The 23938-nt window shown below is 75.5% G+C and carries 23 protein-coding genes; 13 read left to right on the top strand and 10 right to left on the bottom strand.

Features of this window, described 5'->3' with window-relative positions; genetic code table 11:
• The first annotated feature begins 187 nt into the window (after nt 1–187).
• From ACGFZ2_RS21750 to ACGFZ2_RS21740, 3 genes are all read left to right on the top strand, one after another.
• Nucleotides 188–2314, top strand: coding sequence for a SpoIIE family protein phosphatase (locus ACGFZ2_RS21750; RefSeq protein WP_393456245.1), 2127 nt, complete (start codon nt 188–190; stop codon nt 2312–2314).
• Between the two features lie 41 nt (nt 2315–2355).
• Complete coding sequence (locus ACGFZ2_RS21745; protein ID WP_393456242.1) at nt 2356–3033, top strand: HAD family hydrolase; 678 nt, start codon at nt 2356–2358, stop codon at nt 3031–3033.
• A 120-nt stretch (nt 3034–3153) separates the two neighbouring features.
• Nucleotides 3154–4443 (top strand): cation:proton antiporter, encoded by a 1290-nt coding sequence (locus tag ACGFZ2_RS21740; protein WP_393456239.1) that lies wholly within the window; start codon nt 3154–3156, stop codon nt 4441–4443.
• 100 nt (nt 4444–4543) lie between these two features.
• On the opposite strand, the gene ACGFZ2_RS21735 is transcribed toward ACGFZ2_RS21740, so the two are convergent.
• The gene (locus tag ACGFZ2_RS21735; RefSeq protein ID WP_393456608.1) at nt 4544–5479 is read right to left on the bottom strand and encodes an NAD(P)/FAD-dependent oxidoreductase; all 936 of its coding nucleotides are present in this window, start codon (nt 5477–5479) and stop codon (nt 4544–4546) included.
• Between the two features lie 222 nt (nt 5480–5701).
• Here ACGFZ2_RS21735 and ACGFZ2_RS21730 point away from each other — a divergent pair, with 222 nt between their 5' ends.
• Nucleotides 5702–5917 (top strand): DUF3072 domain-containing protein, encoded by a 216-nt coding sequence (locus ACGFZ2_RS21730; protein ID WP_393456236.1) that lies wholly within the window; start codon nt 5702–5704, stop codon nt 5915–5917.
• Here ACGFZ2_RS21730 and ACGFZ2_RS21725 read toward each other — a convergent pair.
• Nucleotides 5911–6414, bottom strand: coding sequence for a metallophosphoesterase family protein (locus tag ACGFZ2_RS21725; protein ID WP_393456234.1), 504 nt, complete (start codon nt 6412–6414; stop codon nt 5911–5913). The genes ACGFZ2_RS21730 and ACGFZ2_RS21725 overlap by 7 nt on opposite strands.
• Nucleotides 6415–6486: 72 nt before the next feature.
• Here ACGFZ2_RS21725 and ACGFZ2_RS21720 point away from each other — a divergent pair, with 72 nt between their 5' ends.
• Together ACGFZ2_RS21720 and ACGFZ2_RS21715 are read left to right on the top strand one after the other, a co-directional pair.
• On the top strand, nt 6487–7296 hold the full coding sequence (locus ACGFZ2_RS21720; RefSeq protein ID WP_393456231.1) for a helix-turn-helix domain-containing protein: 810 nt from the start codon (nt 6487–6489) through the stop codon (nt 7294–7296).
• A gap of 302 nt (nt 7297–7598) precedes the next feature.
• Nucleotides 7599–8066, top strand: a complete 468-nt coding sequence (locus ACGFZ2_RS21715) for a general stress protein (RefSeq protein ID WP_393456605.1) — start codon at nt 7599–7601, stop codon at nt 8064–8066.
• Between the two features lie 104 nt (nt 8067–8170).
• On the opposite strand, the gene ACGFZ2_RS21710 is transcribed toward ACGFZ2_RS21715, so the two are convergent.
• A complete protein-coding gene (locus tag ACGFZ2_RS21710; protein ID WP_393456228.1) occupies nt 8171–8704 on the bottom strand; it encodes a GNAT family N-acetyltransferase in 534 nt (177 codons plus the stop codon).
• A 146-nt stretch (nt 8705–8850) separates the two neighbouring features.
• Between ACGFZ2_RS21710 and ACGFZ2_RS21705 the strand changes: the two genes are divergently transcribed.
• Nucleotides 8851–9333 carry a MarR family winged helix-turn-helix transcriptional regulator gene (locus tag ACGFZ2_RS21705; RefSeq protein WP_393269458.1) on the top strand — a complete coding sequence of 161 codons (483 nt, stop codon included), beginning with the start codon at nt 8851–8853 and terminating at the stop codon, nt 9331–9333.
• Nucleotides 9334–9343: 10 nt separating this feature from the next.
• Nucleotides 9344–10330: a pirin family protein gene (locus ACGFZ2_RS21700; RefSeq protein ID WP_393456225.1), complete on the top strand. Its 987-nt coding sequence runs from the start codon at nt 9344–9346 to the stop codon at nt 10328–10330.
• A 93-nt stretch (nt 10331–10423) separates the two neighbouring features.
• On the opposite strand, the gene ACGFZ2_RS21695 is transcribed toward ACGFZ2_RS21700, so the two are convergent.
• Nucleotides 10424–10552 carry a hypothetical protein gene (locus ACGFZ2_RS21695; RefSeq protein ID WP_350706359.1) on the bottom strand — a complete coding sequence of 43 codons (129 nt, stop codon included), beginning with the start codon at nt 10550–10552 and terminating at the stop codon, nt 10424–10426.
• A gap of 189 nt (nt 10553–10741) precedes the next feature.
• Between ACGFZ2_RS21695 and ACGFZ2_RS21690 the strand changes: the two genes are divergently transcribed.
• Nucleotides 10742–12283 carry a phospholipase D family protein gene (locus tag ACGFZ2_RS21690; RefSeq protein WP_393456222.1) on the top strand — a complete coding sequence of 514 codons (1542 nt, stop codon included), beginning with the start codon at nt 10742–10744 and terminating at the stop codon, nt 12281–12283.
• Nucleotides 12284–12287: 4 nt separating this feature from the next.
• On the opposite strand, the gene ACGFZ2_RS21685 is transcribed toward ACGFZ2_RS21690, so the two are convergent.
• Nucleotides 12288–13031, bottom strand: a complete 744-nt coding sequence (locus ACGFZ2_RS21685; protein WP_393456219.1) for a hypothetical protein — start codon at nt 13029–13031, stop codon at nt 12288–12290.
• 373 nt (nt 13032–13404) lie between these two features.
• Between ACGFZ2_RS21685 and ACGFZ2_RS21680 the strand changes: the two genes are divergently transcribed.
• Together ACGFZ2_RS21680 and ACGFZ2_RS21675 are read left to right on the top strand one after the other, a co-directional pair.
• Entirely contained in the window at nt 13405–14232 is an 828-nt protein-coding gene (locus tag ACGFZ2_RS21680) for a SigB/SigF/SigG family RNA polymerase sigma factor (protein WP_393267400.1), read from the top strand.
• A 165-nt stretch (nt 14233–14397) separates the two neighbouring features.
• Nucleotides 14398–17019: an ATP-dependent RNA helicase gene (locus ACGFZ2_RS21675; RefSeq protein WP_393456602.1), complete on the top strand. Its 2622-nt coding sequence runs from the start codon at nt 14398–14400 to the stop codon at nt 17017–17019.
• 6 nt (nt 17020–17025) lie between these two features.
• Here ACGFZ2_RS21675 and ACGFZ2_RS21670 read toward each other — a convergent pair whose 3' ends face one another.
• Nucleotides 17026–17751: a PP2C family serine/threonine-protein phosphatase gene (locus ACGFZ2_RS21670; RefSeq protein WP_350706369.1), complete on the bottom strand. Its 726-nt coding sequence runs from the start codon at nt 17749–17751 to the stop codon at nt 17026–17028.
• Nucleotides 17752–17925: 174 nt separating this feature from the next.
• Between ACGFZ2_RS21670 and ACGFZ2_RS21665 the strand changes: the two genes are divergently transcribed.
• Together ACGFZ2_RS21665 and ACGFZ2_RS21660 are read left to right on the top strand one after the other, a co-directional pair.
• Complete coding sequence (locus ACGFZ2_RS21665; protein ID WP_393267403.1) at nt 17926–18885, top strand: hypothetical protein; 960 nt, start codon at nt 17926–17928, stop codon at nt 18883–18885.
• A 217-nt stretch (nt 18886–19102) separates the two neighbouring features.
• A complete protein-coding gene (locus tag ACGFZ2_RS21660) occupies nt 19103–19636 on the top strand; it encodes a GNAT family N-acetyltransferase (RefSeq protein WP_393267405.1) in 534 nt (177 codons plus the stop codon).
• 12 nt (nt 19637–19648) lie between these two features.
• Here the strand turns inward: ACGFZ2_RS21660 and ACGFZ2_RS21655 are convergent, their stop codons facing one another.
• The 4 genes from ACGFZ2_RS21655 to ACGFZ2_RS21640 are packed head-to-tail and all read right to left on the bottom strand — an operon-like array spanning nt 19649 to nt 23938.
• Entirely contained in the window at nt 19649–19906 is a 258-nt protein-coding gene (locus ACGFZ2_RS21655; protein WP_393267407.1) for a UBP-type zinc finger domain-containing protein, read from the bottom strand.
• Entirely contained in the window at nt 19903–21477 is a 1575-nt protein-coding gene (locus ACGFZ2_RS21650; protein WP_393267409.1) for a Na+/H+ antiporter, read from the bottom strand. The genes ACGFZ2_RS21655 and ACGFZ2_RS21650 overlap by 4 nt, the downstream gene beginning before the upstream one ends.
• Nucleotides 21478–21503: 26 nt before the next feature.
• Nucleotides 21504–22469: a TIGR03885 family FMN-dependent LLM class oxidoreductase gene (locus ACGFZ2_RS21645; protein WP_393267413.1), complete on the bottom strand. Its 966-nt coding sequence runs from the start codon at nt 22467–22469 to the stop codon at nt 21504–21506.
• 56 nt (nt 22470–22525) lie between these two features.
• Nucleotides 22526–23938 carry an NADP-dependent succinic semialdehyde dehydrogenase gene (locus tag ACGFZ2_RS21640; protein WP_393456216.1) on the bottom strand — a complete coding sequence of 471 codons (1413 nt, stop codon included), beginning with the start codon at nt 23936–23938 and terminating at the stop codon, nt 22526–22528.

Genomic DNA, 23938 nt, shown 5'->3' with positions numbered 1-23938 from the left:
TGTCCCTCCTGTCGCATGGACTCCGCCGGGCGCTTACCCGGTCACCGACGCGGCACGCCGTGCCGGTCCCCGTCTTTTTCCCGACATGTCATCGCAGACCCGTCCCGGCCTGGCCGAACGTTGACCGTGCACGACGCGCGGGACATGATCGGGAACGGGTGCCGGGTGGTCCGGTTAGGCTGCGGTCATGCCAGGAACGGTCGGACGGGTCCCCAACCCACCAGCCCCGGTGTCGGGGGTGCCCTCCGCCTCGGGCGCGGCGGCCGCCGTCCTCGGCCACGACTGGGCCGGCACCCCGCTCGGCCCGTGGCACTCGTGGGACCCGGCGGTCCGCGCGACGGCCGAGGTCGTCCTCGCCTCGCCCGTGCCGATGGCCCTCACCCTGGGCGCCGACCACCTGCTGCTCTACAACGACGGGTACGCGGAGCTGATCGGCGACCGGCACCCGGGGGCGGTGGGCCGGCCGGCCGGCGAGGTGTTCCCGGAGGTCTGGCCGATGCCCGGGGTCGGCGACGCCGTCGAGCGCGCCTACCACTCGGGCGAGCCGTTCCTGGAGAGGGAGTCCACCCTTCCCCTGCGTCGGCGTACCGGCCCGGTCGAGCAGCGGGTCTTCACCCGGGGCCACTCCCCGGTGCGGGACAGCGCCGGGCGGATCGTCGGCGTGCTGACCGTGGCCGCGGAGACCGCCCAGGTCACCCAGCAGTTGCAGAGCCTCAGCGACTTCGCCGCCGCGCTCGCCGGCACCCTCACCCTGGACGACGTGGCCCGGGTGACGCTGCGCTACGCGATCACCTCGTTCGACGCCGACCGGGTCTCGTTCGCGGTGGACGAGGGCGGCGGCGGGTGGCGGATGGTCCGGCGCGTACGCGGCGAACTGATGGACGAGGCCGACGAACGGCTCCCCCCGCTGTGGCGGCGTATCCCGCCGGACTGGGAGGGCCCGGTCGCGTCGGCCGCCCGCACCGGCGTGCCGATCTTCGTCGACGACGGCCAGCCGCTGCGGGAGATCGCGGTGGACCGGCACGACCAGAAGATCCGGGCGCTGGCCGCGGTGCCGCTGCGGGCGTCGGTGGTCCGCGGCGGGCTGGCCGTCGGCTACCAGGCCCCGCGCGTCTGGTCGGCCGCCCAACGGGCCCTGCTGGCCGCGTCCGCCGAGCTGGTCGGCCAGGCCGCCGAGCGGGCCCGCCGGTTCGAGACGCAGCACGGCACCGCCCAGCTCCTGCAGCGCAGCATGCTGCCCGAGCACCTGCCGGACCTGCCCCGGATGCGGATCGCCGCCCGCTACGACCCGGGCGTCGACGGCAACGCCGCCGGCGGGGACTTCTACGACGCGTTCCTGCTGCCGACGGGCGGCCTGGGCATCGTGCTCGGCGACGTCGCCGGCCACGACGTGCAGGCCGCGGCCCGGATGGGGCAGGTCCGGGCCGCGCTGCGCGCGCTGGCGCTGACCGACCCGCGCCCGGACGCCGTGCTGGCCGGGCTCGACCGGCTGGTCACCAGCCTGGGCGCCGAGGGCGACACGCACGAGCTCTTCGTGACCGTGGTCTTCGGGGTGGTCGACGCCGAGCGGCAGCAGCTCACCCTGGCCAGCGCCGGCCACCCCGCCCCGCTGATCCGTCGGTGCGCCCCGGACGGCGAGCCGGTCGCCGAGTACGTCGACGTGCCCGCTGGCGCCCCGCTGGGCCTGGGCTGCCGGCCGCCCACCGCGACGGTCCGGTTCGCCCCCGGCGACACGCTGCTGCTGTTCAGCGACGGCGTGGTGGAGCGGCGCTGGCAGGGGCTGACGGCGGGCCTGGACGCCCTGGCCGAGGCGGTGGCCGGGGCGGGCAGCGGCGACCCCCGCGCACTGTGCGCGGTGGCGACCGCGGCGGTGCCCGGCGCCACCGAGGACGACGTCGCGGTGCTGGCGGTGGAGCACGCGCTGCGGCCGAGCCGGTCGACGAGCATGGAGGTGCCGGCCGAGCCGACCGCGCCGAGCCGGGTGCGGCACTGGATGACCGGGCAGCTCACGGAGTGGCAGGTGCCGGAGTCGATCATCGGTGCGGCGGTGCTCTGCACCAGCGAGCTGACCACCAACGCGCTGCTGCACGCGGGTACCGCCGCCCGCGTGGAGGTCGACCTGAGCCCGGAGCGGCTGCTGGTGTCGGTCGCCGACTCGGGCACCCGGGGCACGGTCACCCGGGCGCAGACCGACACGCTCAGCAGCCGGGGCCGGGGGCTCGGGCTGATCGAGGAGCTGAGCGACGCGTGGGGGACGGACCCGACCGTACGCGGCTCGACGGTCTGGTTCGAGCTGCTGATCCCGTCCGAGTGAGCGGTGGCGTCAGCCGGCCCGGCACGGGGTAGGAGGAACACATGCCCACCGAACAGCCCGCCGGTGTCCTCTTCGACGTGGACGGCACCCTGGTCGACACCACATACCTGCACACCGTGAGCTGGTGGGAGGCGCTGCGCCAGACCGACCGGCACGTACCGATGGCGGAGATCCACCGCGCCATCGGGATGGGCTCGGACAAACTGCTCGACCACCTGCTCGGCCCGGAGCGGGACCGCGACGCGGACGGGAAGCTGCGGGACGCCCACGACGCGCTCTTCGCGGAGTACTGGGAGCGGCTGGTGCCGCTGCCCCGCGCGGCCGACCTGCTGCGGGCCTGCGCGGAGCGGGGGCTGCGGGTGGTGCTGGCCACCTCCGCCGCCGAGCACGAGGTCGCCGCGCTGCGCCGGGCCCTGGCCGCCGACGACGTGATCGACACCGTGACCTGCGCGGCGGACGCGCAGGAGAGCAAGCCCGCACCCGACATCCTGGTGGCCGCGCTGGAGCAGTCCGGGCTGGCCGCCGAGCGGGTGGTCTTCGTCGGCGACTCGGTCTGGGACGTCGCAGCCGCCGGCAGGCTGGACATCCCGTGCGTCGGGCTGACCTGCGGCGGGACGAGCCGGGGCGAGCTGGCCGGGGCCGGGGCGCTGGCGGTCTACGACGATCCCGCGGCCCTGCTCGCCGCCCTCCCGGGCTCGCCGATCGCCGCCGCGGCCTGAGGGTCGCGTCGCACCGACCGGGACACGGAGTCGATCGGGACAGGAATACGAAAGGACCTCCGGGGGCAAGGACTCTCTCCGCCTGCCCGCACGCCGTGGGCGACGCGGAGAGGTGGTGTCGTGGAGCCGGTAGACGTGGCGTTCGCGGTGGTCGGTCTGGGTGCGCTGCTGGCGGGGGTCCTGCCCCGGGTCCTCGAACGCCGGCCGCTGTCGATGCCGATCGCCTTCCTCGGGCTCGGCATGCTGGTCTTCGTCCTTCCCACCGGGCTGCCGAACCCCGATCCGCTCGCGTACCCGGAGATCGCCACCCACCTCCCCGAGATCGGCGTGATCGTCGCGCTGATGGGCGCCGGCCTCAAGATCGACCGGCCGCTGAGCTGGGCGCGCTGGTCGTCGACGTGGCGGCTGCTGGCCATCGCCATGCCGGTGTGCATCGCCGCGGTGGCGCTGCTCGGCTGGTGGTGGGCCGGGCTCGTGCCGGCCGCCGCGCTGCTGCTGGGGGCGGCCCTCGCCCCCACCGACCCGGTGCTCGCCGCCGACGTGCAGGTCGGCGAGCCCAGCGACGTCGAGGACTCCGAGGACGAGGTCCGCTTCGCCCTCACCTCCGAGGCCGGGCTGAACGACGGGTTGGCCTTCCCCTTCGTGTACGCGGCCATCGCCATCGCCACCACCGGCCTCGCCCCGGCGGACTGGCTGGGCCGCTGGCTCGCCGTGGACGTGCTCTGGAAGGTCGTCGCCGGGGTGGCCGGCGGCTGGCTGATCGGCTGGCTGCTCGGCAAGCTCTTCTTCCGGGCCCCGAGCCACCTGCGGCTGGCCCGGCACGCCGAGGGCTTTCTCGCGCTCGCCGCGACCTTCCTGGCGTACGGGCTGGTGGAGGTGGTCGGCGGGTACGGCTTCCTGGCGGTCTTCGTGGCCGCCCGGGCGATCCGGGCCGCCGAACGGACCCACGAGTTCCACTCGGTGCTGCACGCCTTCGCCGAGCAGATCGAACGGCTGCTGACCGTCATGCTGCTGCTGCTCTTCGGCGGCGCGGTGGTGGGCGGGCTGCTGGCCCCGCTGACCTGGCCGGCCGCCGCGGTCGGGCTGGCGCTGGTCTTCGTGGTCCGGCCGCTGGTCGGCCGGCTGTCCCTGCTCGGCGCGCCGGGCCGGCCCGCCGAGCACTGGGTGATCGCGCTGTTCGGCATCCGCGGCGTCGGTTCGTTCTTCTACCTCGCGTACGCGACGGCGAAGACCGATTTCGCGCAGGCGGACCTGATCTGGGCGACCGTCGGCCTCGTGGTGATCGTGTCGGTGGTGGTGCACGGTGTCGCGGCGACCCCGGTGATGCAACTGCTGGACAGCAGGGGCGAGCGCACCGCCGACCCGTCCGAGCGGGGCCGTGCCGGCGAGCCCGTCGCCGCCACGAGCTGACCGGTCGGCTGAGACCGGGGCGACCGGTCAGTCGGCGGCGGGCGCTCGGTCCGGCGGGGCGACCGGTCGGTCGGCGGCGACCTGCGGTCCGGGACGGCGGTCAGGTCAGGCGGGCGACCAGGGCGCGGCCGAGGTCGCGGCCCGAGAGCCAGGCGCTCTGCACCCGGGGCTCGCCGAAGGCGTCGCCGGCCAGCCCGACGCCGTCGGCGTCCAGGTGGTGGGTGCCGCCCCGGCCGGCCGTCGGCTTCGCGTACCTCCAGCGGTGCACGTGCACGTGCTCCGCCGGCTCGGGCAGCCCCAGCAGGTCCCGGACGGCCTCCTCGATCGCCGGCCCGGCGCCGGTGGGCTGGGCGAGGTGGCCGGCGGCGAACCCGGGCGTGGTGTGCGCGACCAGCACCGGCGCGCCGTCGCCGCGCCGGTCGCCGTCGTCGCAGACCAGGCTCAGCAGCGGGTGGTCGTTGACGAACGCGCCCCGGAAGGCGGCCCACCGGCGACTCGGGAAGCGTAGGACCCCGGCCAGCGACGGCGACCACCGCTGCGCCTGCACGACCCGGGTGGCGGCGTCCAGGGCCGGGTCGAGCAGCAGGGCCGCCTGCGGCCCCGGCATCGCCAGGGCCACCGCCTCGCAGGCCCGTCCGTCCACCACCGGCCCCGGCTCGACGCCCAGCACGAGCCGGTCGACGGTCACCGGCAGGTCCCGGGCCAGGTGCTCGACCAGGGACCGCAGCCCCCGGGGCGCCGCCCAGCGCATCGGGCCGGGCACCTCGCGCCGGCCGTCGGCGCCGTACGCGACGAAGGTGTCGGTCCACTCCCGGGCCAGCCCGGCGGTCCGCCACCCCTCGACCACCTCGGCGAAGTCGGGATCGCTGACGGTGAGGTACGCGGCGCCGGTGTCGGCCGGCCGGCCGTCGAAGCGGCGGCTGGCCAGCCGGCCACCGGCCACCCGGGCGCGCTCCCGGATCTCCACCGGCACGCCGGCGCGGACCAGTTCCGTCGCGCAGGCCACCCCGGCGATGCCGGCGCCGACCACCACCACACCCGCCCGGTCCGCGCTCACCGGGTGATCGTATGCGCCCGACGCCCGGCGGGCGGACGAGATCGACCCGGGCATGTCGGCGCGCGTGGGCCCCCGGCGGGCCGGCGGGACGGGTGGGGGTCCGAGCCGGCGCGCCGGCGGACGGCAGGACCCGTCCGGGGATCCGCATGGATGGGCCCGGGGCGAGGTATTGGCACGTCTGTTCGAAGGAAGGTGGAGATGATGACGGACCGCGACAGCACCCGGGCCAACCCGCAGGGCGCGATCAAGGACCCCGACGAGTGGGTCACCGGCGAGGAACCGCCGACGGCGGCCCAGGAGTCGTACCTGGCCACGCTGGCCCGCGAGGCCGGCGAGGACCTGCCGGAGGGGCTCACGAAGGCCGAGGCGTCCAAGCGGATCGACGAGCTCCAGGAGGAGACCGGCCGCGGTCAGTGACGCGGCGGGAGGCGGTGCCACTCGACCTCGTCGAGCCGTCCCGCCGCCACCCGCGCGGTCACGAAGGTGGCGTACGGCTGGGCGCGCCGATCGGTCGGCGAGCCCGGGTTGAGCAGGCGCAGCCCGCCCGGGGCGGCCGTGTCCCACGGGATGTGCGAGTGGCCGAAGACGAGCAGGTCGGTGTCGGGGAAGCGGGCCGCGCAGCGCTCCTCGCGCCGGGCCTTCGGCCCGGTCTCGTGCACGACCGCGATCCGCAGCCCGTCGAGTTCCACCCGGGCGACCTCCGGCAGCCGGGCGCGCAGCGCCGGCCCGTCGTTGTTGCCGTACACGCCGACGAGCCGGCGGGCCCGGGCGGCCAGGGCGTCGAGCAGCGACTCGTCCACCCAGTCTCCCGCGTGCAGCACCACGTCGGCGGCGTCGACGGCCGCCCAGAGCGGCGCCGGCAGGTCCTTGGCCCGCGCCGGCACGTGGGTGTCGGCGGTGATCACCAGACGCATCCCCCCATTCTCGGCGACGGCGACGGCGGCGGCGACGCCCACCGCCCGTCCATCCGGCCGTAGGATCGGGACGTGGGCGCTGCCGCGGTGGTCGAGGGGCGGTCGGCGCCGGTGGGGGCGCTGCTGCGGCAGTGGCGGGAGCGGCGCGGGCTCAGCCAGCTCGCCCTCTCGGTCGAGGCGGAGATCTCCACCCGGCACCTCAGCTTCGTGGAGACCGGCCGCGCGACGCCGAGCCGGGAGATGGTGCTGCGGTTGGCCGAGCACCTCGACGTGCCGCTGCGGGACCGCAACCGGCTGCTGCTGTCCGCCGGGTACGCCCCGGTCTACTCCCACGCGCCGCTGGACTCCCCCGAGCTGCGCCGGGTCCTCGACGCGGTACGCCGGGTCCTGCGCGCGCACGAGCCGTACCCGGCGGTCGCGGTGGACCGGCTCTGGAACCTGGTCGCCGGCAACGCCGCCCTGCCGCTGCTCACCGAGGGCGTCGCGGCGCACCTGCTCCGGTCGCCCGTCAACGCGCTGCGGCTGACCCTGCACCCCGAGGGCCTGGCCCCCCGGATCGTCAACCTCGCCGAGTGGCGCGACCACCTGCTCGGCCGGCTGCGCCGACACCTGGGGCTGACGGCCGACCCGGAGCTGACCGCGCTCCACGAGGAGCTGCGCGGCTACCCGGGCGGGTCGGCCGATCCGGACGCCGAACTGCCCCGCGCGGGTGACGTCGTGGTGCCCCTGCGGCTGCGCCGTCCCGGCGGCGAGCTCTCCTTCCTCAGCACCGTCTCGACCTTCGGCACCCCCCTCGACGTGACGGTCGAGGAGCTCTCCATCGAGTCGTTCTTCCCGGCGGACGAGGCCACCTCGGCGTACCTGCGCGACGCCGGCCGCTGACCCCGTCCCGACCGCCGGTGACCGCCGCGGCGGGCCGGCCGGACCCGGCGTGCTCTCGAACGGGCCGGCCGGACGCGGCGTCCTGTCGAACCGGGCCGGCCCGACGGGTCCGGTCCGCGCCCCCGGCGGCGTTACCCGTGGGCAGCGGCGGGAACCCGGGCGGTTGACGAAGGAGGAGGCTCATGAGCACACCGTCGAGTGGGACCTCGGGCTGGCGGGCCGGCATGCCTGGCGGCGACACCCTCCCGTCCGGTCCCGCCGGTCGGCCGGCCGCCCATGCCGGCGACGGGCACGGCCCGGAGATGGGCCCGCCCACCGTGACGATCGGCTCGTACCCGGACTATCCGTCCGCCCAGCGAGTGGTGGACTACCTGGCGGACAACCGCTTCCCGGTGGAGCACACCGCCATCGTCGGCACGAACCTCACCCTGGTCGAGACGGTGCTCGGCCGGCTGACCACCGGCCGGGCGGCGCTGCTGGGCGCCGGCACGGGCGCCTGGTTCGGGCTCTTCGTCGGACTGCTGTTCGGCATCTTCACGGCGGGCAACAACTGGATCGCGATCATCCTGGTCGCGCTGGTGGTCGGCGCGATCTGGGGGGCGGTGTTCGGCGCGGTCACGCACGCGATGACCGGCGGGCAGCGCGACTTCACCTCCGCCAGCTCGCTGCGCGCCGCCCAGTACGCGGTCATCGTCGACGCGCAGTTCGCCGAGCAGGCTCGGCAACTGGTCGGCCGGATGCACCTCACCGCGTCGCCGCAGACCCGGTGACGTCCGCCACCCGGGCGACCGCCGCCCGGGGACGTCCCGCCCCGGGCGGCCGGGTGGGTAGCTGCCGGGCCCGGGTGGGCGGCGGGCGTGGCGCGGGGCGTTGTTCAGCGGTCGGTGGCGAGGCGGGCGTGCAGGTGCTCGTCGTAGCGGCGGCCGTCGCCGTAGCGGTAGGACTCCCGCAGCGTGCCCTCGGCGAGATAGCCGGCCCGCTGGGCCACCCGGCAGGAGGCCGGGTTGGCCACGGCGTGGCACAGCTCGATCCGGTGCAGCCCGAGCGCCGCGAACGCCCACCCGGTGAGCCGGACGACGGCCCTGGAGGCGATTCCGCGACCGCGCGCTGCGGCCACCGTCCAGTAGCCGATGGAGGCGTTCCGGTCGTGGATCCGGAACAGCGACACCGAGCCGAGCAGCCTGGCGGGGTCGGCCGGGTCGGCGACCGCCAGGGAGACGTGGTCCCCGGCGGACCAGTCGGCCCGGCGACGCACCCACGCCAGCGCCGCCTCCCGGTCGACCGGCCCCGCCGGGGGGTTCCACTGGGCGATCGCCGGCTCGCGCAGCGCGGCGAGGACCGCCGGCGCGTCTTCCTCCCGCCACGGACGCAGCAGCAGGCCCGGGGCGGTCAGTTCGAGATGGTCCACGACGCCGGAGTCTGACACACCCGCGCACCCCGCCACTCTGGTTTTCCGACGTCGTCCTTCAAAGCTGGAGGATCCGTTCTGGACAGCGGCGGTAACCGCGCTCACACGCCACTAGTTAAATTTTGAAAGAGTGCTACTGTAGCGGCGTGACCGAGAGCCTGAACGCCCCCCGACTCGCCGCGTGGCGGGCCTACATCGAGGCCAGCCAGCGGCTGTTCACGCGGCTGGAGGAGGATCTGCGCGCCGACAGCGCGCTCAGCTTCGCCGACTACCACGTGCTCGTTCTGCTCTCCGAGGCGCCGGGTCAGCGGCTGCGGATGGGCGAGTTGGCCGGGCGCCTGGTCTTCTCGCCGAGCCGCCTGACGTACCAGATCTCGGCGATGCAGCGGCGCGGCCTGGTCGCCCGGGAGCCCTGTCCCGAGGACCGCCGCGGCAGCGAGGCGGTGCTCACCGCCGCCGGACTGCTGGCCCTGCGCGAAGCCGCCCCGCACCACCTGAGGTCGGTGCGCGCCCACCTGATGGACGACCTCGACGACGCCGAGGTCGCCTGCCTCACCCGGATCTTCGAGCGGCTCGGCCGGCGCCTGCGCGCGGACCGCGACGCGTCGACCCCGCACCCCGACAACTGAGGAGCCTCCGATGCCCGCCATCACCGTCGACAACGTGCTCGTCCTGCCGCGCCTGCCCCGGCTCGACGAGTCCACCGCGTTCCGGCCGGTCCGCCGGCTGACCACCGCGCCGAGCGGCTACGAGGGCGAGGGTTTCCCGGTCCGCCGGGCCTTCGCCGGCGTGCCGGTGACCGAGCTGGACCCGTTCATCCACCTCGACCAGATGGGCGAGGTGGACTACGCGCCGGGCGAGCCGAAGGGCACCGCCTGGCACCCGCACCGCGGCTTCGAGACCGTGACCTACATGATCGACGGGATCATGGACCACCAGGACTCGCAGGGCGGCGGGGGCACCATCACCAACGGCGACACCCAGTGGATGACGGCCGGCAGCGGCCTGCTGCACATCGAGGCGCCGCCGGAGCACCTCGTGACGAGCGGCGGGCTGTTCCACGGCACGCAGCTCTGGGTCAACCTGCCCCGGGTCGCCAAGATGAGCCCGCCCCGCTATCAGGACATCCGCGGCAGGGAGGCGGCGCTGCTCACCACGCCGGACGGCGGCGCGCTGATCCGGGTCATCGCCGGCGAGGTCGCCGGGCACCGGGGGCCGGGTTCCACCCACACCCCGATCACCATCACCCACGTGACCGTGCAGCCGGGCGCGCGCGTCGACCTGCCGTGGCGGCCGGACTTCAACGCCCTGGTCTACGTGCTGGGTGGCCGCGGCACCGTCGGCACCGACGGGCGGCCGGTGCACACGGGTCAGCTCGCCGTGCACGGCCCGGGCGACGCGCTGACCTTCGCGGCGGACGCCCGCCAGGACAGCCACACCCCGGCGCTGGACCTCTACATCATGGGCGGCGAGCCGATCCGGGAGCCGGTGGCGCACTACGGCCCGTTCGTCATGAACACCCGCGACGAGCTGCTCAAGGCGGTCGAGGACTTCCAGGCCGGCCGGCTCGGCGTCGTCCCGGCCGAGCGGCTGCCACACACCGACGGCCAGGCGCCCCGGCCCTGAGCACGGGCGCGGGCGGTGGCGCCTCCGGCGGACGACCGGAGGCGCCACCGGCGCGTCGGGAGCGGTGCCGTCACCGGACGGCGGCGCGTGGGGTCAGGAGACGGCGAAGATGCCGGCGACGCCCAGGATCACCATGAGCAACACCGCCACCAGCGCACCCCGTTCGCTCTCCACCGCCTGCTCGCGGTACTCGGGCACGGAGTTCGTCGTCTCGCCGGGCATGGTGTTGCCTCCTCGGTTGCTCGCGTCGTGTCGGGTTGCGTCGGGGGTCGGCCGACCGGTCGCCGGGGGCGCCGGCCGGGATGCGGACCCGCGACGGGGGTCCTACCGTGAGGACGTTGTCGACCTCGGGGGGCTGGAACGGTGGGACCGCGCAACTGGTTCCTCAGCGCACGGGAACGCGCCAACCCGGTGTCAGAGTTACCCGTCTGGACCAGCGGAAACCTTGCGGAGCCGTTAATTCACGGTGCCGCGTACTTCGGCCGGCTGGTCGACGAGGTGTCGGCGCTGGAGGCGGGCGACCATCTCTACTTCACCGACTGGCGGGGCGACCCCGACCAGCTGCTGCGCCCCGACGGACCGACCGTGGCCCAGCTCTTCGCCCAGGCCGCCGAGCGCGGCGTGGTGGTCAAGGGCCTGATCTGGCGCTCCCACCTCGACGCGCTGGCCTACAGCGAGGCGGAGAACCGCAACCTCAGCGAGACGGTCTCCGCCGCCGGCGGCGAGGTGCTGCTCGACCAGCGGGTCCGCCGGGGCGGCTCGCACCACCAGAAGCTGGTGGTGCTGCGCCACCCGCGGGCGCCGGAGCGGGACGTCGCCTTCGCCGGCGGCATCGACCTGTGCCACAGCCGGCGGGACGACGCCGGCCACCGGGGCGACCGGCAGGTCGTGCAGATGTCCGCCCGATACGGGCAGCACCCGCCCTGGCACGACGTGCAGCTCGCGGTGCGGGGACCGGTGGTGGGTGCGCTGGACACCGCCTTCCGCGAACGGTGGACCGACCCGATGCCGCTGGACTCGGAGAACCCCCTGGCCTACCTGCGGGACCGGCTGCGCGGCTCGGACCTGCGCCCCGACCCGCTGCCGGACCAGCCGGCCGACCCGCCGCCCTGCGGCCCGCACCACGTCCAGGTGCTGCGCACCTACCCGGTGGTCCGCCCGCGCTACTCCTTCGCCCCGGACGGCGAGCGTACGGTGGCTCGCGGCTACACCAAGGCGGTCCGCCGGGCCCGCCGGCTGATCTACCTGGAGGACCAGTACCTGTGGTCCACGGAGGTGGCCGACCTGTTCGCCCGCGCGCTGCGGGACAGCCCCGACCTGCACCTGGTCGCGGTGGTCCCCCGCTATCCGGACGTGGACGGCCGGCTGGCGCTGCCGCCCAACTCCGTCGGCCGCGAGCAGGCGCTGTCGCTGTGCGAGCGGGCGGCCCCGGACCGGGTGCACGTCTTCGACCTGGAGAACCACGCCGGCACGCCGGTGTACGTGCACGCCAAGGTGTGCGTGGTCGACGACGTCTGGGCCAGCGTCGGCAGCGACAACTTCAACCGCCGGTCCTGGACCCACGACAGCGAACTCTCCTGCGCCGTGCTGGACGACACCCGGGACGGGCGGGCGCCGACGGACCCGGGCGGCCTGGGCGACGGGGCCCGGGTCTTCGCCCGGGAGCTGCGGCTGCGCCTGTGGCGCGAGCACCTGGACCGGGACCCCGAGGGCGGCGAGGACGCCGACCTGATCGACCCCGCCGACGCCGTGGCGGCGATCACAGCCGCCGCCGACGCGCTGCGGCGGTGGCACGACTCCGGGCGGGTCGGGCCCCGGCCGCCGGGCCGGTTGCTGCCGCACCGGCCGGAGCGGCTGCCCTGGTACACCCGCGCGTGGGCGCTGCCGGCGTACCGGTTGGTCTACGACCCCGACGGTCGGCCGCTGCGGGCGCGCCGGGCCTGCACCTGGTGAGGGGCTACGCCGGCACGGAGACCACGGCGGCCCGGGCGCGTACGGGCCCGGCGGCCCGGGACGTGCCGTCGGTCTCCGGGGTGTACACGGTCAGGCCGCCGGGGTAGGCGAACGAGGCGCGCGGGGAGTAGAAGCCGAAGCCGATCGTGAGGGGGTTCTCCGGACGTAGCGCGTAGAGCGGGTGCCCCGGGTCCAGGAACTCCACCGAGTCGATCACGAACGGGTCGACCGGTTCGGCGACGAACGGGTACACGGCGCTGAGCAGCTCCCCGTCCCGGGCGGTGAAGTACCGGTGGTGGCCGCTGTTGATCGTCTGGCCCGTCTCACCGACCTGGCAGCGTGCGCGGATCAGCGGGGTGCCGGCGATCGCCGTCTCGGCGACCAGGTGTTCGCCCCGGCGCGTGATGCTCGTGCGGCCGACGACGGCGGGCGCGCCGCGCGCGGTGGCGTAGTCGCGGACCCGGTCGCTGGAGGTCACGTAGTGCGTCCACCAGCCGCCGAGGCTGGCCCCGCCGGGGGCGTCGACGCCGGCCAGGCACACCCCGAGGTAGGCCAGCGAGTGGGCGCCGAAGCCGGAGGTCTGGCTCTCGTCGTCGACGACGTACTGGTTGATGAAGACCTGCCGGTCCGGGCACGGGGTCAACCCCGGGGGCACCAGCGCCGCGACCGCCTGCGGGTCCGCCGGCAGCCAGCTGAAGAACAGCGTGCGGCTGTTCACGACGAGCTGGGGAGCGACGGGGTCGAGCACGGCACCTCCGGAAGGATGTAACCGCACGCTACGGCCGGTCCCGTACATAGGACAACGACGGAAAGCCGACATTGGCGGCCGGTCATCCGCGCCCGCAGGGCCACCCGGCCGACCGACCTGGCCCACCAGATGTCGACGCGTCGATGTTCGGCCGGTGCCGGGCTGACCGTACGCGTCGCGTAAGCCGACTCACAATCCGATGGGATTTTGTCCCTTTCGCATCCTTGGCGATGGAAAATCACGTAAGTACATCGTACTTTCGGCTAGATTTCGTCGGGCCGATCGGGCTAAGGTGGCTTCCGAACGGACATCTGAAGCTAAACCAAAGCGTCACGTCTTTCTATCCGCGGACGAGGTGCAGGGAGGACCACCCATGACCGCGCCAACGATCAGCGAGCAGGCGACCACAGCGGCCCCGAGCACCACCGAGAAGCTCGACCCGCGGGCGCTCACCGACAGCGCCGCCGACCTGCTCAACGCGATGGCCGCGTTGCCGGCCAACCACCCGTCCCGCGCCGCCCTGCGCGACAAGGCGATCGAGGCCTGGCTGCCGCTCGCCAACCACCTCGCCCACCGCTACAGCGGTCGCGGCGAGCCCACCGACGACCTGGCCCAGACCGCCGCCGTCGGCCTGATCAAGGCGATCGACAAGTTCGACCCGTCGCGGGGCGTCGACTTCGCGGGCTACGCCATCCCGACCATCATCGGCGAGCTCAAGCGGCACTTCCGCGACCGCACCTGGGACATCCGGGTGCCGCGCCGCCTCCAGGAGCTGCGGCTGGCCATCTCCGACGCCAACAGCTCGCTGCTGCAGACCCTCGGCCGCTCGCCGACGGTCGCCGACATCGCCGCCCACCTCAAGCTCACCGAGGAAGAGGTCCTGGAGGGCCTGGAGGGCGCGCGGGCCTACAACGCGGTCTCGCTCTCCACGCCCACCGGCGACGGTGACCGCGCGACGGAGCTGGGCGACATGCTCGGCGGCGAGGACGGCGAGTTCGAGCTGGCCGAGCTGCGGGTCGCCCTCGGCCCGGCGCTGGCCACCCTCGACGAGCGGGAGCAGAAGATCCTCACGCTGCGGTTCTACGGCAACCTGACGCAGTCGCAGATCGCCGAGCAGATCGGCGTCTCGCAGATGCACGTCTCCCGGCTGCTGGCCCGCGCGCTGACCAAGCTGCGGGGACAGCTCGACGGCACGTACTAGGAAATGGTGGGCGAGGGCCGGGCCGGTGGGTCCGGCCCTCGCCGCGTCCGAACCCGCGGCACCGACCGACGACCGGCGTGGGCCGGTGCTGGCCTGGTGGGCCTTCGTCGCCGGGATCCACCGCCCGCCCCGGCTGAGCCGCGGCGGGCGGTGCGAGACTGGGCCGTGCTCTCGGACGTGCCCCTCGACCTGCCCGTGCGGCCGGTGCTGCCGGAACTGGTCGCGGCGCTGCGCGCGGCCGGCGCCGGGGTGCTGGTGGCCCCGCCGGGCACCGGCAAGACCACCCTCGCCCCGCTGGCCGTGGCCGACGAGGTGACGGGCCGGGTGCTGGTCGCCCAGCCGCGCCGGGTGGCCGCCCGGGCGGCGGCACGCCGGATGGCCGCCCTGCTCGGTGAGCCCGTCGGCGAACGGGTCGGGTACGCCGTGCGCGGCGAGCGGCGGTCCGGCTCGCGCACCCGGGTCGAGGTGGTCACCACCGGCCTGCTGGTCCGCCGCCTGCACCGTGACCCCGAGCTGGCCGGGGTGGGCGCGGTGCTCCTCGACGAGTGCCACGAGCGGCACCTCGACGCCGACCTGGCGCTCGCCTTCACGGTGGAGGCCCGGGCCGCGCTCCGCCCCGACCTGTGGCTGCTGGCGATGTCGGCGACCCCCGAGGCGGACCGGTTCGCCGCGCTGCTCGGCGGCGCGGGCGGCGCCGCGCCGGTCGTCCGGGCCTCCTCGGCCCTGCACCCGGTGACGCGGATCTGGGCGCCGCCACCCCGGCCGGTGGCCGCGCCCGGTGCCGGCCCGGTCGACCGGGGCCTGCTCGACCACGTCGCGGCGACGGTGCGCCGGGCGCTGCGCGAACACGACGGGGACGTACTGGTCTTCCTGCCCGGGGCCGGCGAGATCGCCGCCGTCGCGGCCCGGCTGGCCGACCTGCGCGACACGGTCGCCGTGCTCCCGCTGCACGGCCGGCAGCGCGCCGCCGACCAGGACGCGGCGCTGCGGCCGGCCGACCGGCGACGGGTGGTGCTGGCGACCTCGGTGGCGGAGAGCAGCCTGACGGTGCCGGGGGTCCGGGTGGTGGTGGACGCCGGGCTGTCCCGGGTGGCCCGGACGGACCTGGCCCGGGGGCTGGGCGCGCTGGTCACCGTGCCGGTGTCCCGGGCGGCGGCGACCCAGCGGGCCGGCCGGGCCGGCCGGGAGGCGCCCGGGCACGTCTACCGCTGCTGGTCGGCGGCCACTCACGAGCGGCTGGCCGCGCAACCGGAGCCGGAGATCGCCACCGCCGACCTGACCGGATTCGCCCTGGAACTCGCCGCCTGGGGGTCGCCCGACGGCGCCGGGCTGGCCCTGCCGGACCCGCCGCCGGCCGCGGGGATGACGGTGGCCCGGGACGCCCTCACCACCCTCGGCGCGGTCGACGCGCAGGGCCGGATCACCGACCGGGGCCGGGCGATCGCCGCCGTCGGGGCGCATCCCCGGCTGGCCCGGGCGCTGCTGGACGGGGCCGCCCGGGTGGGCGCGGACCGGGCGGCCGAGGTCGTGGCGCTGCTCGCGGAGGACACCGTCGCCGGGCCGGGCGACGACCTGACCGCCGCGTGGCGCCGGCTGCGCGCGGGCGCGGACCCGGGCGCCACGGCCCGCTGGCGGGCGGAGGTACGCCGCCTGCGCGCCGCCCTGCCCCCGGCCCCCTCGGGACCGGCGCCGGCGGCCGGCACCGGCCGGGGCCGCCCGACCCACCGCCCCGCGACGGCCGGAGACACCGGCCGGGCGCGGCCGGCCGACGACCTCGGCCCGACGGGAAACCCCGGCCGGGACCACCTGACCGACGACCTCGCCGCCGGGCTACTGGTCGGGCTGGCCCACCCCGAGCGGCTGTCCCGGGCGCGGCGGCCGGGCGGCGCGGCGTACCTGATGAGCGGCGGAACCGCGGCGGAGCTGGCGCCCGGGTCGGGGCTGGCGGGCGCCGGGTGGCTGGCGGTGGCGGTGGCGGACCGCTCCCCCGGCGCGCCGGCCGCCCGGGTGCGGCTGGCGACCCCGCTCGACGAGGCGACCGCCCGGGAGGCGGGCGGGCCGCTGCTGCGCGCCGAGCGGGAGGTCGGCTGGTCCGGCGAGGACGTGGTGGCGCGTGAGGTGGTGCGGCTGGGCGCCATCGAGCTGGCCGAGCGGCCGGTCCGACCCGGGGCGGAGGAGGTGGCGGCGGCCCTGCTGACGGGCCTGCGCCGTACCGGTCTCGGGCTGTTGACCTGGACCCCGGCGGCGCGGGCGCTGCGCGGGCGGCTGGCGTTCTGCCGACACGCGCTCGGCGGCGACTGGCCCGACGTGGGCGACGAGGCGCTGCTCGCCGACGCGCCGGCCTGGCTCGGCCCGGAGCTGGCCGCCGCCCGCCGCCGGGCCGACCTGGCCCGGGTCGACGTGGCCGGCGCGCTGCGCCGGTTGCTGCCGTGGGCGCTGGCGGCCCGGCTCGACGAGGTGGCGCCGGAGCGGATCACCGTGCCGAGCGGTTCCCGGATCCGGCTCGACTACGCCGACCCGGCGGCGCCGGTCCTCGCGGTGAAACTCCAGGAGACGTTCGGCTGGCGGGACGCGCCGCGGATCGCCGACGGCCGGGTGCCGGTGCTGCTGCACCTGCTCTCGCCGGCGGGGCGGCCGGTGGCGGTCACCGCCGACCTGGCGTCGTTCTGGCGCACCGGCTATCCGCAGGTGCGGGCGGAGCTGCGCGGCCGCTACCCGCGCCACCCGTGGCCGGAGGACCCGACCACGGCCGCGCCCACCCGGCACGCCACCCCGCGCCGCCGCTGAGCCGGGCTACTCCTCCACCACGTCGGCGATGACCACCGTGACGTTGTCCGGCCCGCCGGCGCGCAGCGCCAGGTCGATCAGCCTGCGGGCGCACTCCGCGCGGTCCGGGTGCTCGGCGAGCACCTCGGCGAGCGTGTCCGGGCGGACCACGTTGGACAGGCCGTCGCTGCACAGCAACCAGCGGTCGCCGGGCCAGGGCACCATCGTCGCGTACGCCGGGGAGACCTCGTCGCCCTGCAAGGCCTGGGTGACCACGGCCCGGCGGGGGTGGCTGCTGGCCTGGTCGGGGGTGATCACCCCCTGGTCGACGAGCATCTGCACGAACGTGTCGTCCCGGGTGATCTGCTTGAGCACCCCTTCCCGGAACAGGTAGGCACGGGAGTCGCCGACGTGGGCGAGGGCCAGGCAGCTGCCCGTCCGGGCGAAGAGCAGGGCGGTCAGCGTGGTGCCCATGCCCTGCCGCTCCGGGTCCTCGGCGACCGCCTGGCGGATCCGCGCGGTGGCCAGCTCGATGCCGCTCTGCAACGCGGCCACCAGCGCGTCCTCCGGGGTCTCCACGTCCAGCGGAGCGACCGCCTCGATGGCGATCGCGCTGGCCAGGTCGCCGGCCGCCATCCCGCCCATGCCGTCGGCGACGGCGACGAGCCAGGGGCCGGCGTGCAGGGCGTCCTGGTTCCCACTGCGGATCAGCCCACGGTCGCTCGTTCCCACGGAACGCAGCTTCAGGGTCATGGGTGGCAGCCTGCCAGGCCGAGGGCGCAGTTGTCTCTAGGAGATCAGCACCTCGGCGCGTCGCGCGGCGAATCTCACTGTCGCGCGCCGCCGCACGACGGAAGGCCACCGCGTCCCGGACGCCGGCGCCGATATCGGTGGACCGGGCCCGGGGCGTACGGGATGGTGGCCGGCATGGACGACGCGGAGCGGCGGGTGTGGGGGCGGCTGCCGGACGGCGTCCGCGCCGCGCTGGCCCGCCTGGCCCCGGCGGACCTGCGCACGCTGCTGCTGGCGGTGGCCCGGGACCGGGCCGCGGCGGTACGCCCGGCGGACCTGGTCCGCCGCTGGCGGACGGACCGGTTCACCCGGCCGGCGGCGGTCGACCCGCGGGTGCTGGCCGGGGTCGAGGCCCGCCTGTGGGACCTGCTGCCCGCCGACGTCGCGGGCGTCGACCTCTCCCCCGTCGCGCCGCTCGGGACCTGCGCCGCGGTCGCGCCGGTGAGCCAGCACCGGATCGTCACCACCCTGCGGCTCACCGAGGTGCTGAGCGATCCCACCAACGCCCTCGCGATCGAGGCCGCGGTGCGCCGCCGGGAACAGCCCGCCGACGGCACGGTGCACCTGGCCGCCTGCCACCGGGTGCTGCGGGCGCAGGACTTCGGGCCGGGACTCTCGGCGCATTTCCGGCTCTTCGCGCTGGTCTCGAGCGCCCGTGACAGCGGGTCGGGCAGCACCCAGGCGCGGCTGCTCACGCTGCACCTGGCGTACTGGCGGGCAGTGCTCGCCAGCCTGCTGCCGCAGGCGTCGGCGCGGCTACGCCTGACGGTCCTCGACAGCCCCGTCGTCGGCGAGCGGATCGCGGACACCGTCCGGCCGGCGCTCGGCCCGTCCACCGTGCCGCTGGTGGACGAGCCGGAGCGCCGGCGCGGCCGGGGCTACTACGTGGACGCCGCGCTGCGGCTCACCGCGGGCGACGGCGGGCACGAGGTCGAGCTCGGCGACGGCGGCTTCACGGACTGGACCGCCCAGCTTGCCGGCGACCGCAAGGAACGCTGCCTGATCTCCTGCCTGGCCACCGAGCGGCTCGCCGCGCTGGCCGGCGGCCCCGGAGCCCCGGCCGGGGCCGACGCCCCCGACGCCCGGCGGCCCTGAGCCGAGCGCGGGGGCCGGGCAGGTGATACGGGACTGTCGAGCTGCCCGCACAGATGGGGCAGGGGTGGGCACGGTTGGTCCCATGGACGGGGCAGCTCGACAGCGTTCGCCAGGCGGCTACGGAGGGGCGATGGTCGCGGAACCGCGCAACCGGGCTGCCACTCGACGCACGACCGCGGCAGCAATCGACGCTCACCGCTGTAGCACGATGCCCACCATGACCGAGCGGCGGAGCCTCACCCTGCGTCCCGGCGGCCCCGCCGACGCGCCAGCCGTGCTGCGGCTGCTCGACGACGCGACCGCCTGGCTGGTGGCGCGGGGGCGCAGCGGCCAGTGGGGCACCGAGCCGGCGTCGACCGATCCGCGGCGGATCGCGCAGGCCGACGCCTGGGCGGCGGGCGGCGGGCTGTGGCTGGCGACGCTCGGCGACCGGCCGGTCGGGGCGCTGGTGGTGGGCGCGGCGACGGACTACGTGCCGCCGGCCACCGAGCCCGAGTTGTACGTCAACCTGCTGGTCACCGACAGGGCGCACAGCGGTTCGGGGATCGGCGGCCGGCTTCTCGCCCATGCCGCGGAGTTGGCCCGGGGGCGCGGGCTCAGCCTGCTCCGGGTCGACTGCTACGCGGGCGGGGACGGCGCGCTGGTCCGCTGGTACGAGCAGCAGGGCTTCACTTCCACCGAACCGTTCACGGTCGAGCGCCCGGGCCGCGACCCGTGGCCCGGCCAGGTCCTCGCCCGCCGCCTGCCCTGACTCCGGGCGGGCTCAGCCGATCTCCTCGTCCACGAAGCACCAGCGCCAGGTCTCCCCCGGCTGGATCGACCGCATGACCGGGTGCTCCGTGGCGGCGAAGTGCGCCGAGGCGTGCTGGTACGGCGAGGAGTCGCAGCAGCCGACGTGCCCGCAGGTGAGGCAGGAACGCAGGTGCACCCAGTGCTCGTTGCCGATGGCCACGCACTCCGGGCAGACGTCGGTGGTCTCCGGCACGGCGGCGCCCGCCCCGGTCAGGTGCTGACAACTCACTCCACGACCTCCCGCCGCAGCAACGACTCTTCCAGGTCCAGCTCCCGGTAGGCGCGCACCAGCACCTCCTCGGGGATGCGGCCGGAGTCCCGGGCGTCCCGGAACACCTCCCGCTCTGCGTCGATCATCTCCTGCCGCAGCCGACCGTACGCCTGGGATGGCGTCTCCCGCGCGGTGCCGCCGAGGCGCTCCCAGGCCAGGTTGGTGCGCTCGTCCAGCGCCCGGCGCAGCCGCTCCACCACGGGCGCGGGGGCGGTGTCGGCGAGCGCGTCGAGGCGCTCCCGGGCCGCGTGGCTGGCCTGCTGCTGCACGCCCGCGGCCGAGAGCGCGTCCTGCACCGGGTCGTCGGGCGGCAGCTGCATCCGGCGAGCCACCAACGGCAGGGTGGCGCCCTGGCCGACCAGGGTCACCACGATCACCGCGAAGGCCAGCCAGATGAACAGCGCGCGCGGGTAGGACCGATCGTCGGCGAGGGTGAGCGGCAGGGCGAGGGCGGCGGCCAGGGTGACCACGCCGCGCATGCCGGCCCAGCCGAGCACGATCGGGTAGCGCGGCGACGGCGGGGACTCCCGGCGACGGATCCTGGGCACCAGCCGGGCCAGGTAGGTGGCCGGGAAGAGCCAGACGAACCGGGTCAGGAAGACGGTGAGCAGCACCGCCGCGGTGATCGCGGCCAGGAATCCGGCCGGCTCGTCGAGTTCCCGCAGCACCTCCGGCAGTTGGAGGCCGACCAGCAGGAAGACCAGGCCCTCCAGCAGGAACCGGGCCAACCGCCAGAACGCCCCGACCTGGAGTCGGGACGCGGCCGACATCAGCCGGGGCAGCCGGTGCCCGAGCGCCAGTCCCGTGACCACCACCGCGACCACCGCGGAGGCGTGGATCTCCTCGGCGGCGAAGGCGACCGCGAACGGGATGATCAGCGACAGCGCGTTGTCCAGCAGCGGGTCGGTGATGTGCCGGTGCAGGAAGCCGAAGACGACCGCGCCGAGCACGCCGACCACGATGCCGCCGCCGGTGGCCGTGACGACCTCCACGGCCACCTCCGTGACGCCGACGGCGGCACCGACGCTGGCCAGGGTGGCGACCCGCAGCAGCACCAGCGCCGTCGCGTCGTTGAGCAGGCTCTCCCCCTCGAGGATCGTCACGACCCGTCGGGGCAGCCCGATGCGCCGGGCCACCGCGGTGGCCGCGACCGCGTCGGGCGGTGCCACCACCGCGCCGAGGGCCAGGCAGATCGCGAACGGCACCGCCGGCAGCATCAGATGCACGACGAGGCCGACCGCGAACGCGGTGAACAGCACCAGCCCGACGGCGAGCAGCAGGATCGGCCGCAGGTTGAGCCGGAACGCCGGCACCGAGGTCTCGAGCGCGGCGACGTAGAGCAGGGGCGGCAGGATGCCCACGAGCACCAGTTCGGGGTCGAGCCGCACCTGCGGGAAGCCCGGCACGAAGGCGAGGGCGAGGCCGAGCACCACGAGCAGGATCGGCGCGAGCAGCCCGAGCTTCCGGGCCAGCGCCGCGCCCAGCGTCGCGATCGCGAGGAAGACGACGACGTCGAACAGGGCTTCCATGGGTACGAGCCTAGGGCGCGCTCCGCTCACCCGACGCCGCGCAGCTTCGGCAGCACCTCCGCCCCGAACGTGTCGATGAAGGCCCGCTGCTCCTGCCCGACGTGGTGCAGAGCGATCTGGTCGAAACCGAGGTCCAGGTACTCCTCCAGCCAGCCGACGTGCCGGCCCGGGTCGGCGGAGACGTTGACGACCTCGCGGACCCGCTCCATCGGCACCTGCTCCGAGACCACGTCGAAGTGCTCCGCCGTGTCCAGGTCCCAGCAGACCGGCGGCGCGAAGACGTTGCTGCGCCACTGGTCGTACGCGAGCCGCTCGGCCTCGGCCTGCTCCCGCGCCCAGCTCAGGTGCACCTGCAGGTGCAGCGGCCCGCGCCCGCCGGCACCTCGGTACGCCTCGATCATCTGCCGCAGGTGCGCGGTCGGCGCGTTCACGGTGATCAGCCCGTCCGCCCACTCGGCGCACCAGCGGGCGGTGGCCACGCTGACCGCCGCGCCGATCAGCGCAGGCGGCTGCTCCGGCCTGGTCCACAGCTTCGCCCGGTCGACCCGGACCAGGCCGTCGTGGCTGACCTCCTCGCCGGCCAGCAGTGCGCGGATCACGTCCACGCACTCCCGCAGCCGCGCGTTGCGGACGTCCTTACGCGGCCAGCCGTCGCCGGTGATGTGCTCGTTGCTCGCCTCGCCGGTGCCCAACGCCGCCCAGAACCGGCCCGGGTACATCGCCGCGAGGGTGCCGATCGCCTGCGCGATGATCGCCGGGTGGTAGCGCTGGCCGGGCGCGTTGACCACGCCGAAGGGCAGGTTGGTGGCCTGGAGGGCCGCGCCGAGCCAGGACCAGGCGAAGCCGGACTGGCCCTGCCGCTCGCTCCAGGGCGAGAAGTGGTCCGAGGACATGGCGGCGTCGAAGCCGGCCCGCTCGGCGTGGACCACCGTGTCCAGCAGGGCGCGGGGATGGATCTGCTCGTGGGACGCGTGGAAGCCGAACACCGTCATGGCGTCACTCCGTACCCATGACGGTATCCGGCTAAAGCTGTCCCCCGCTCGCGCTGCTACTCGGCGTGCGCGCCCGCGCCGGCCGTGGCGGCCCCCTCGCCCACCCAGACGGTCTTGGTGTTGCAGAACTCGCGCATGCCCAGCGCGGAGAGTTCCCGGCCGTAGCCGGAGTTCTTCACCCCGCCGAAGGGCAGTTCCGGGTAGGACGTGGTCATCCCGTTGACGAACACGTTGCCGGCGTCCAGGTCGGTGGCGAAGCGCTCCTGCTCGTCGGGGTCCCGGGTCCAGGCGTTCGACCCGAGCCCGAAGGCGGTGCCGTTGGCCACCTCGATCGCCTCGTCGTACGACGACACGCGGTAGAGGCCGGCGACGGGGCCGAAGACCTCCTCGGACCACATCCGCATCTCCGGCCTCAGGTCGGTCACCACGGTCGGCGGGTAGAACCAGCCGGGGCCGGCGGGCGGCTCGCCGCCGCAGAGCACCGTGGCGCCCCTGTCGACAGCGTCCCGCACCTGGGCGTGGATCTCGTCGCGCCCGCCCTCGCTGGCCAGCGGGCCGACGTCGGTGTCGGGGTCCATCGGGTCCCCGACCCGCAGGGCCGACATGTGCGCGGCGAACTTCCCGGCGAAGGCGTCGAACACGTCGGCGTGCACGATGAACCGCTTGGCGGCGATGCAGGACTGGCCGTTGTTCTGGCAGCGGGCGGTGGTCGCGACCTCGGCGGCCCGGTCGAGGTCCGCCGAGGGCATCACCACGAACGGGTCGCTCCCGCCCAGTTCCAGCACCGTCTTCTTCAGCTCCCGGCCGGCGATCTGGGCGATCGAGCGGCCGGCGCGCTCGCTGCCGGTCAGCGTCGCCGCGCGTACGCGGGGGTCGCTGAGCACCCGGTCGACCTCGGCCGAGCCGACCAGAAGCGTGGTGAACGCCCCCTCCGGGAAGCCGGCACGGCGGAAGAGGTCCTCCAGCAGCAGCGCGGTCTGCGGCACGTTGGAGGCGTGCTTGAGCAGGCCGGTGTTGCCGGCCATCAGCGCCGGCGCGGCGAAGCGCATCACCTGCCAGAGCGGGAAGTTCCAGGGCATCACCGCGAGCACCGGCCCGATCGGCTGGTAGCGGACGAACGCCCGGGTGGCCTTGACCGCCGTCGCGTCGGCGGGCTCGTCGGCGAGGAACTCGGCGGCCTTCGCCGCGTAGAAGCGGCAGGCGGTGGCGCACTTGGTGACCTCGGCCTTGGCCGCCGCGTACGTCTTGCCCATCTCGGTGGTCATGAGCCGGGCGGTCTCGTCTCGTTCGGCCTCCAGCAGGTCGGCCGCCGCGGTCAGCCACCGCTCGCGCTGCACGATCGTGGTGCCCCGCAGCTGGCGGTACGCCAGGTCGGCGCGCTCGATGGCGGCGTCGATCTGCTCGGCCGTCATCGGGTCGTAGCTCTTGAGCACCTGTCCCGTGGCGGGGTTGGTGGTCGCGATGGGCAT

It is taken from the genome of Micromonospora sp. NPDC048063 (assembly GCF_043202855.1).
Classification (GTDB): domain Bacteria; phylum Actinomycetota; class Actinomycetes; order Mycobacteriales; family Micromonosporaceae; genus Micromonospora.
The sequence above is the reverse complement of the archived record's forward strand: the minus strand, read 5'-3'. Positions and strand labels throughout refer to the sequence as shown.

Coding starts and splice junctions, on each gene's coding strand:
- ACGFZ2_RS21700 (WP_393456225.1), top strand. CDS start 9,344: ATGCCCGCCATCACCGTCGACAACGTGCTCGTCCTGCCGCGCCTGCCC.
- ACGFZ2_RS21680 (WP_393267400.1), top strand. CDS start 13,405: ATGACCGCGCCAACGATCAGCGAGCAGGCGACCACAGCGGCCCCGAGC.
- ACGFZ2_RS21670 (WP_350706369.1), bottom strand. CDS start 17,751: ATGACCCTGAAGCTGCGTTCCGTGGGAACGAGCGACCGTGGGCTGATC.
- ACGFZ2_RS21695 (WP_350706359.1), bottom strand. CDS start 10,552: ATGCCCGGCGAGACGACGAACTCCGTGCCCGAGTACCGCGAGCAGGCG.
- ACGFZ2_RS21750 (WP_393456245.1), top strand. CDS start 188: ATGCCAGGAACGGTCGGACGGGTCCCCAACCCACCAGCCCCGGTGTCG.
- ACGFZ2_RS21650 (WP_393267409.1), bottom strand. CDS start 21,477: ATGGAAGCCCTGTTCGACGTCGTCGTCTTCCTCGCGATCGCGACGCTG.
- ACGFZ2_RS21725 (WP_393456234.1), bottom strand. CDS start 6,414: ATGCGTCTGGTGATCACCGCCGACACCCACGTGCCGGCGCGGGCCAAG.
- ACGFZ2_RS21640 (WP_393456216.1), bottom strand. CDS start 23,938: ATGCCCATCGCGACCACCAACCCCGCCACGGGACAGGTGCTCAAGAGC.
- ACGFZ2_RS21730 (WP_393456236.1), top strand. CDS start 5,702: ATGACGGACCGCGACAGCACCCGGGCCAACCCGCAGGGCGCGATCAAG.
- ACGFZ2_RS21745 (WP_393456242.1), top strand. CDS start 2,356: ATGCCCACCGAACAGCCCGCCGGTGTCCTCTTCGACGTGGACGGCACC.
- ACGFZ2_RS21645 (WP_393267413.1), bottom strand. CDS start 22,469: ATGACGGTGTTCGGCTTCCACGCGTCCCACGAGCAGATCCATCCCCGC.
- ACGFZ2_RS21715 (WP_393456605.1), top strand. CDS start 7,599: ATGGGCCCGCCCACCGTGACGATCGGCTCGTACCCGGACTATCCGTCC.
- ACGFZ2_RS21660 (WP_393267405.1), top strand. CDS start 19,103: ATGACCGAGCGGCGGAGCCTCACCCTGCGTCCCGGCGGCCCCGCCGAC.
- ACGFZ2_RS21665 (WP_393267403.1), top strand. CDS start 17,926: ATGGACGACGCGGAGCGGCGGGTGTGGGGGCGGCTGCCGGACGGCGTC.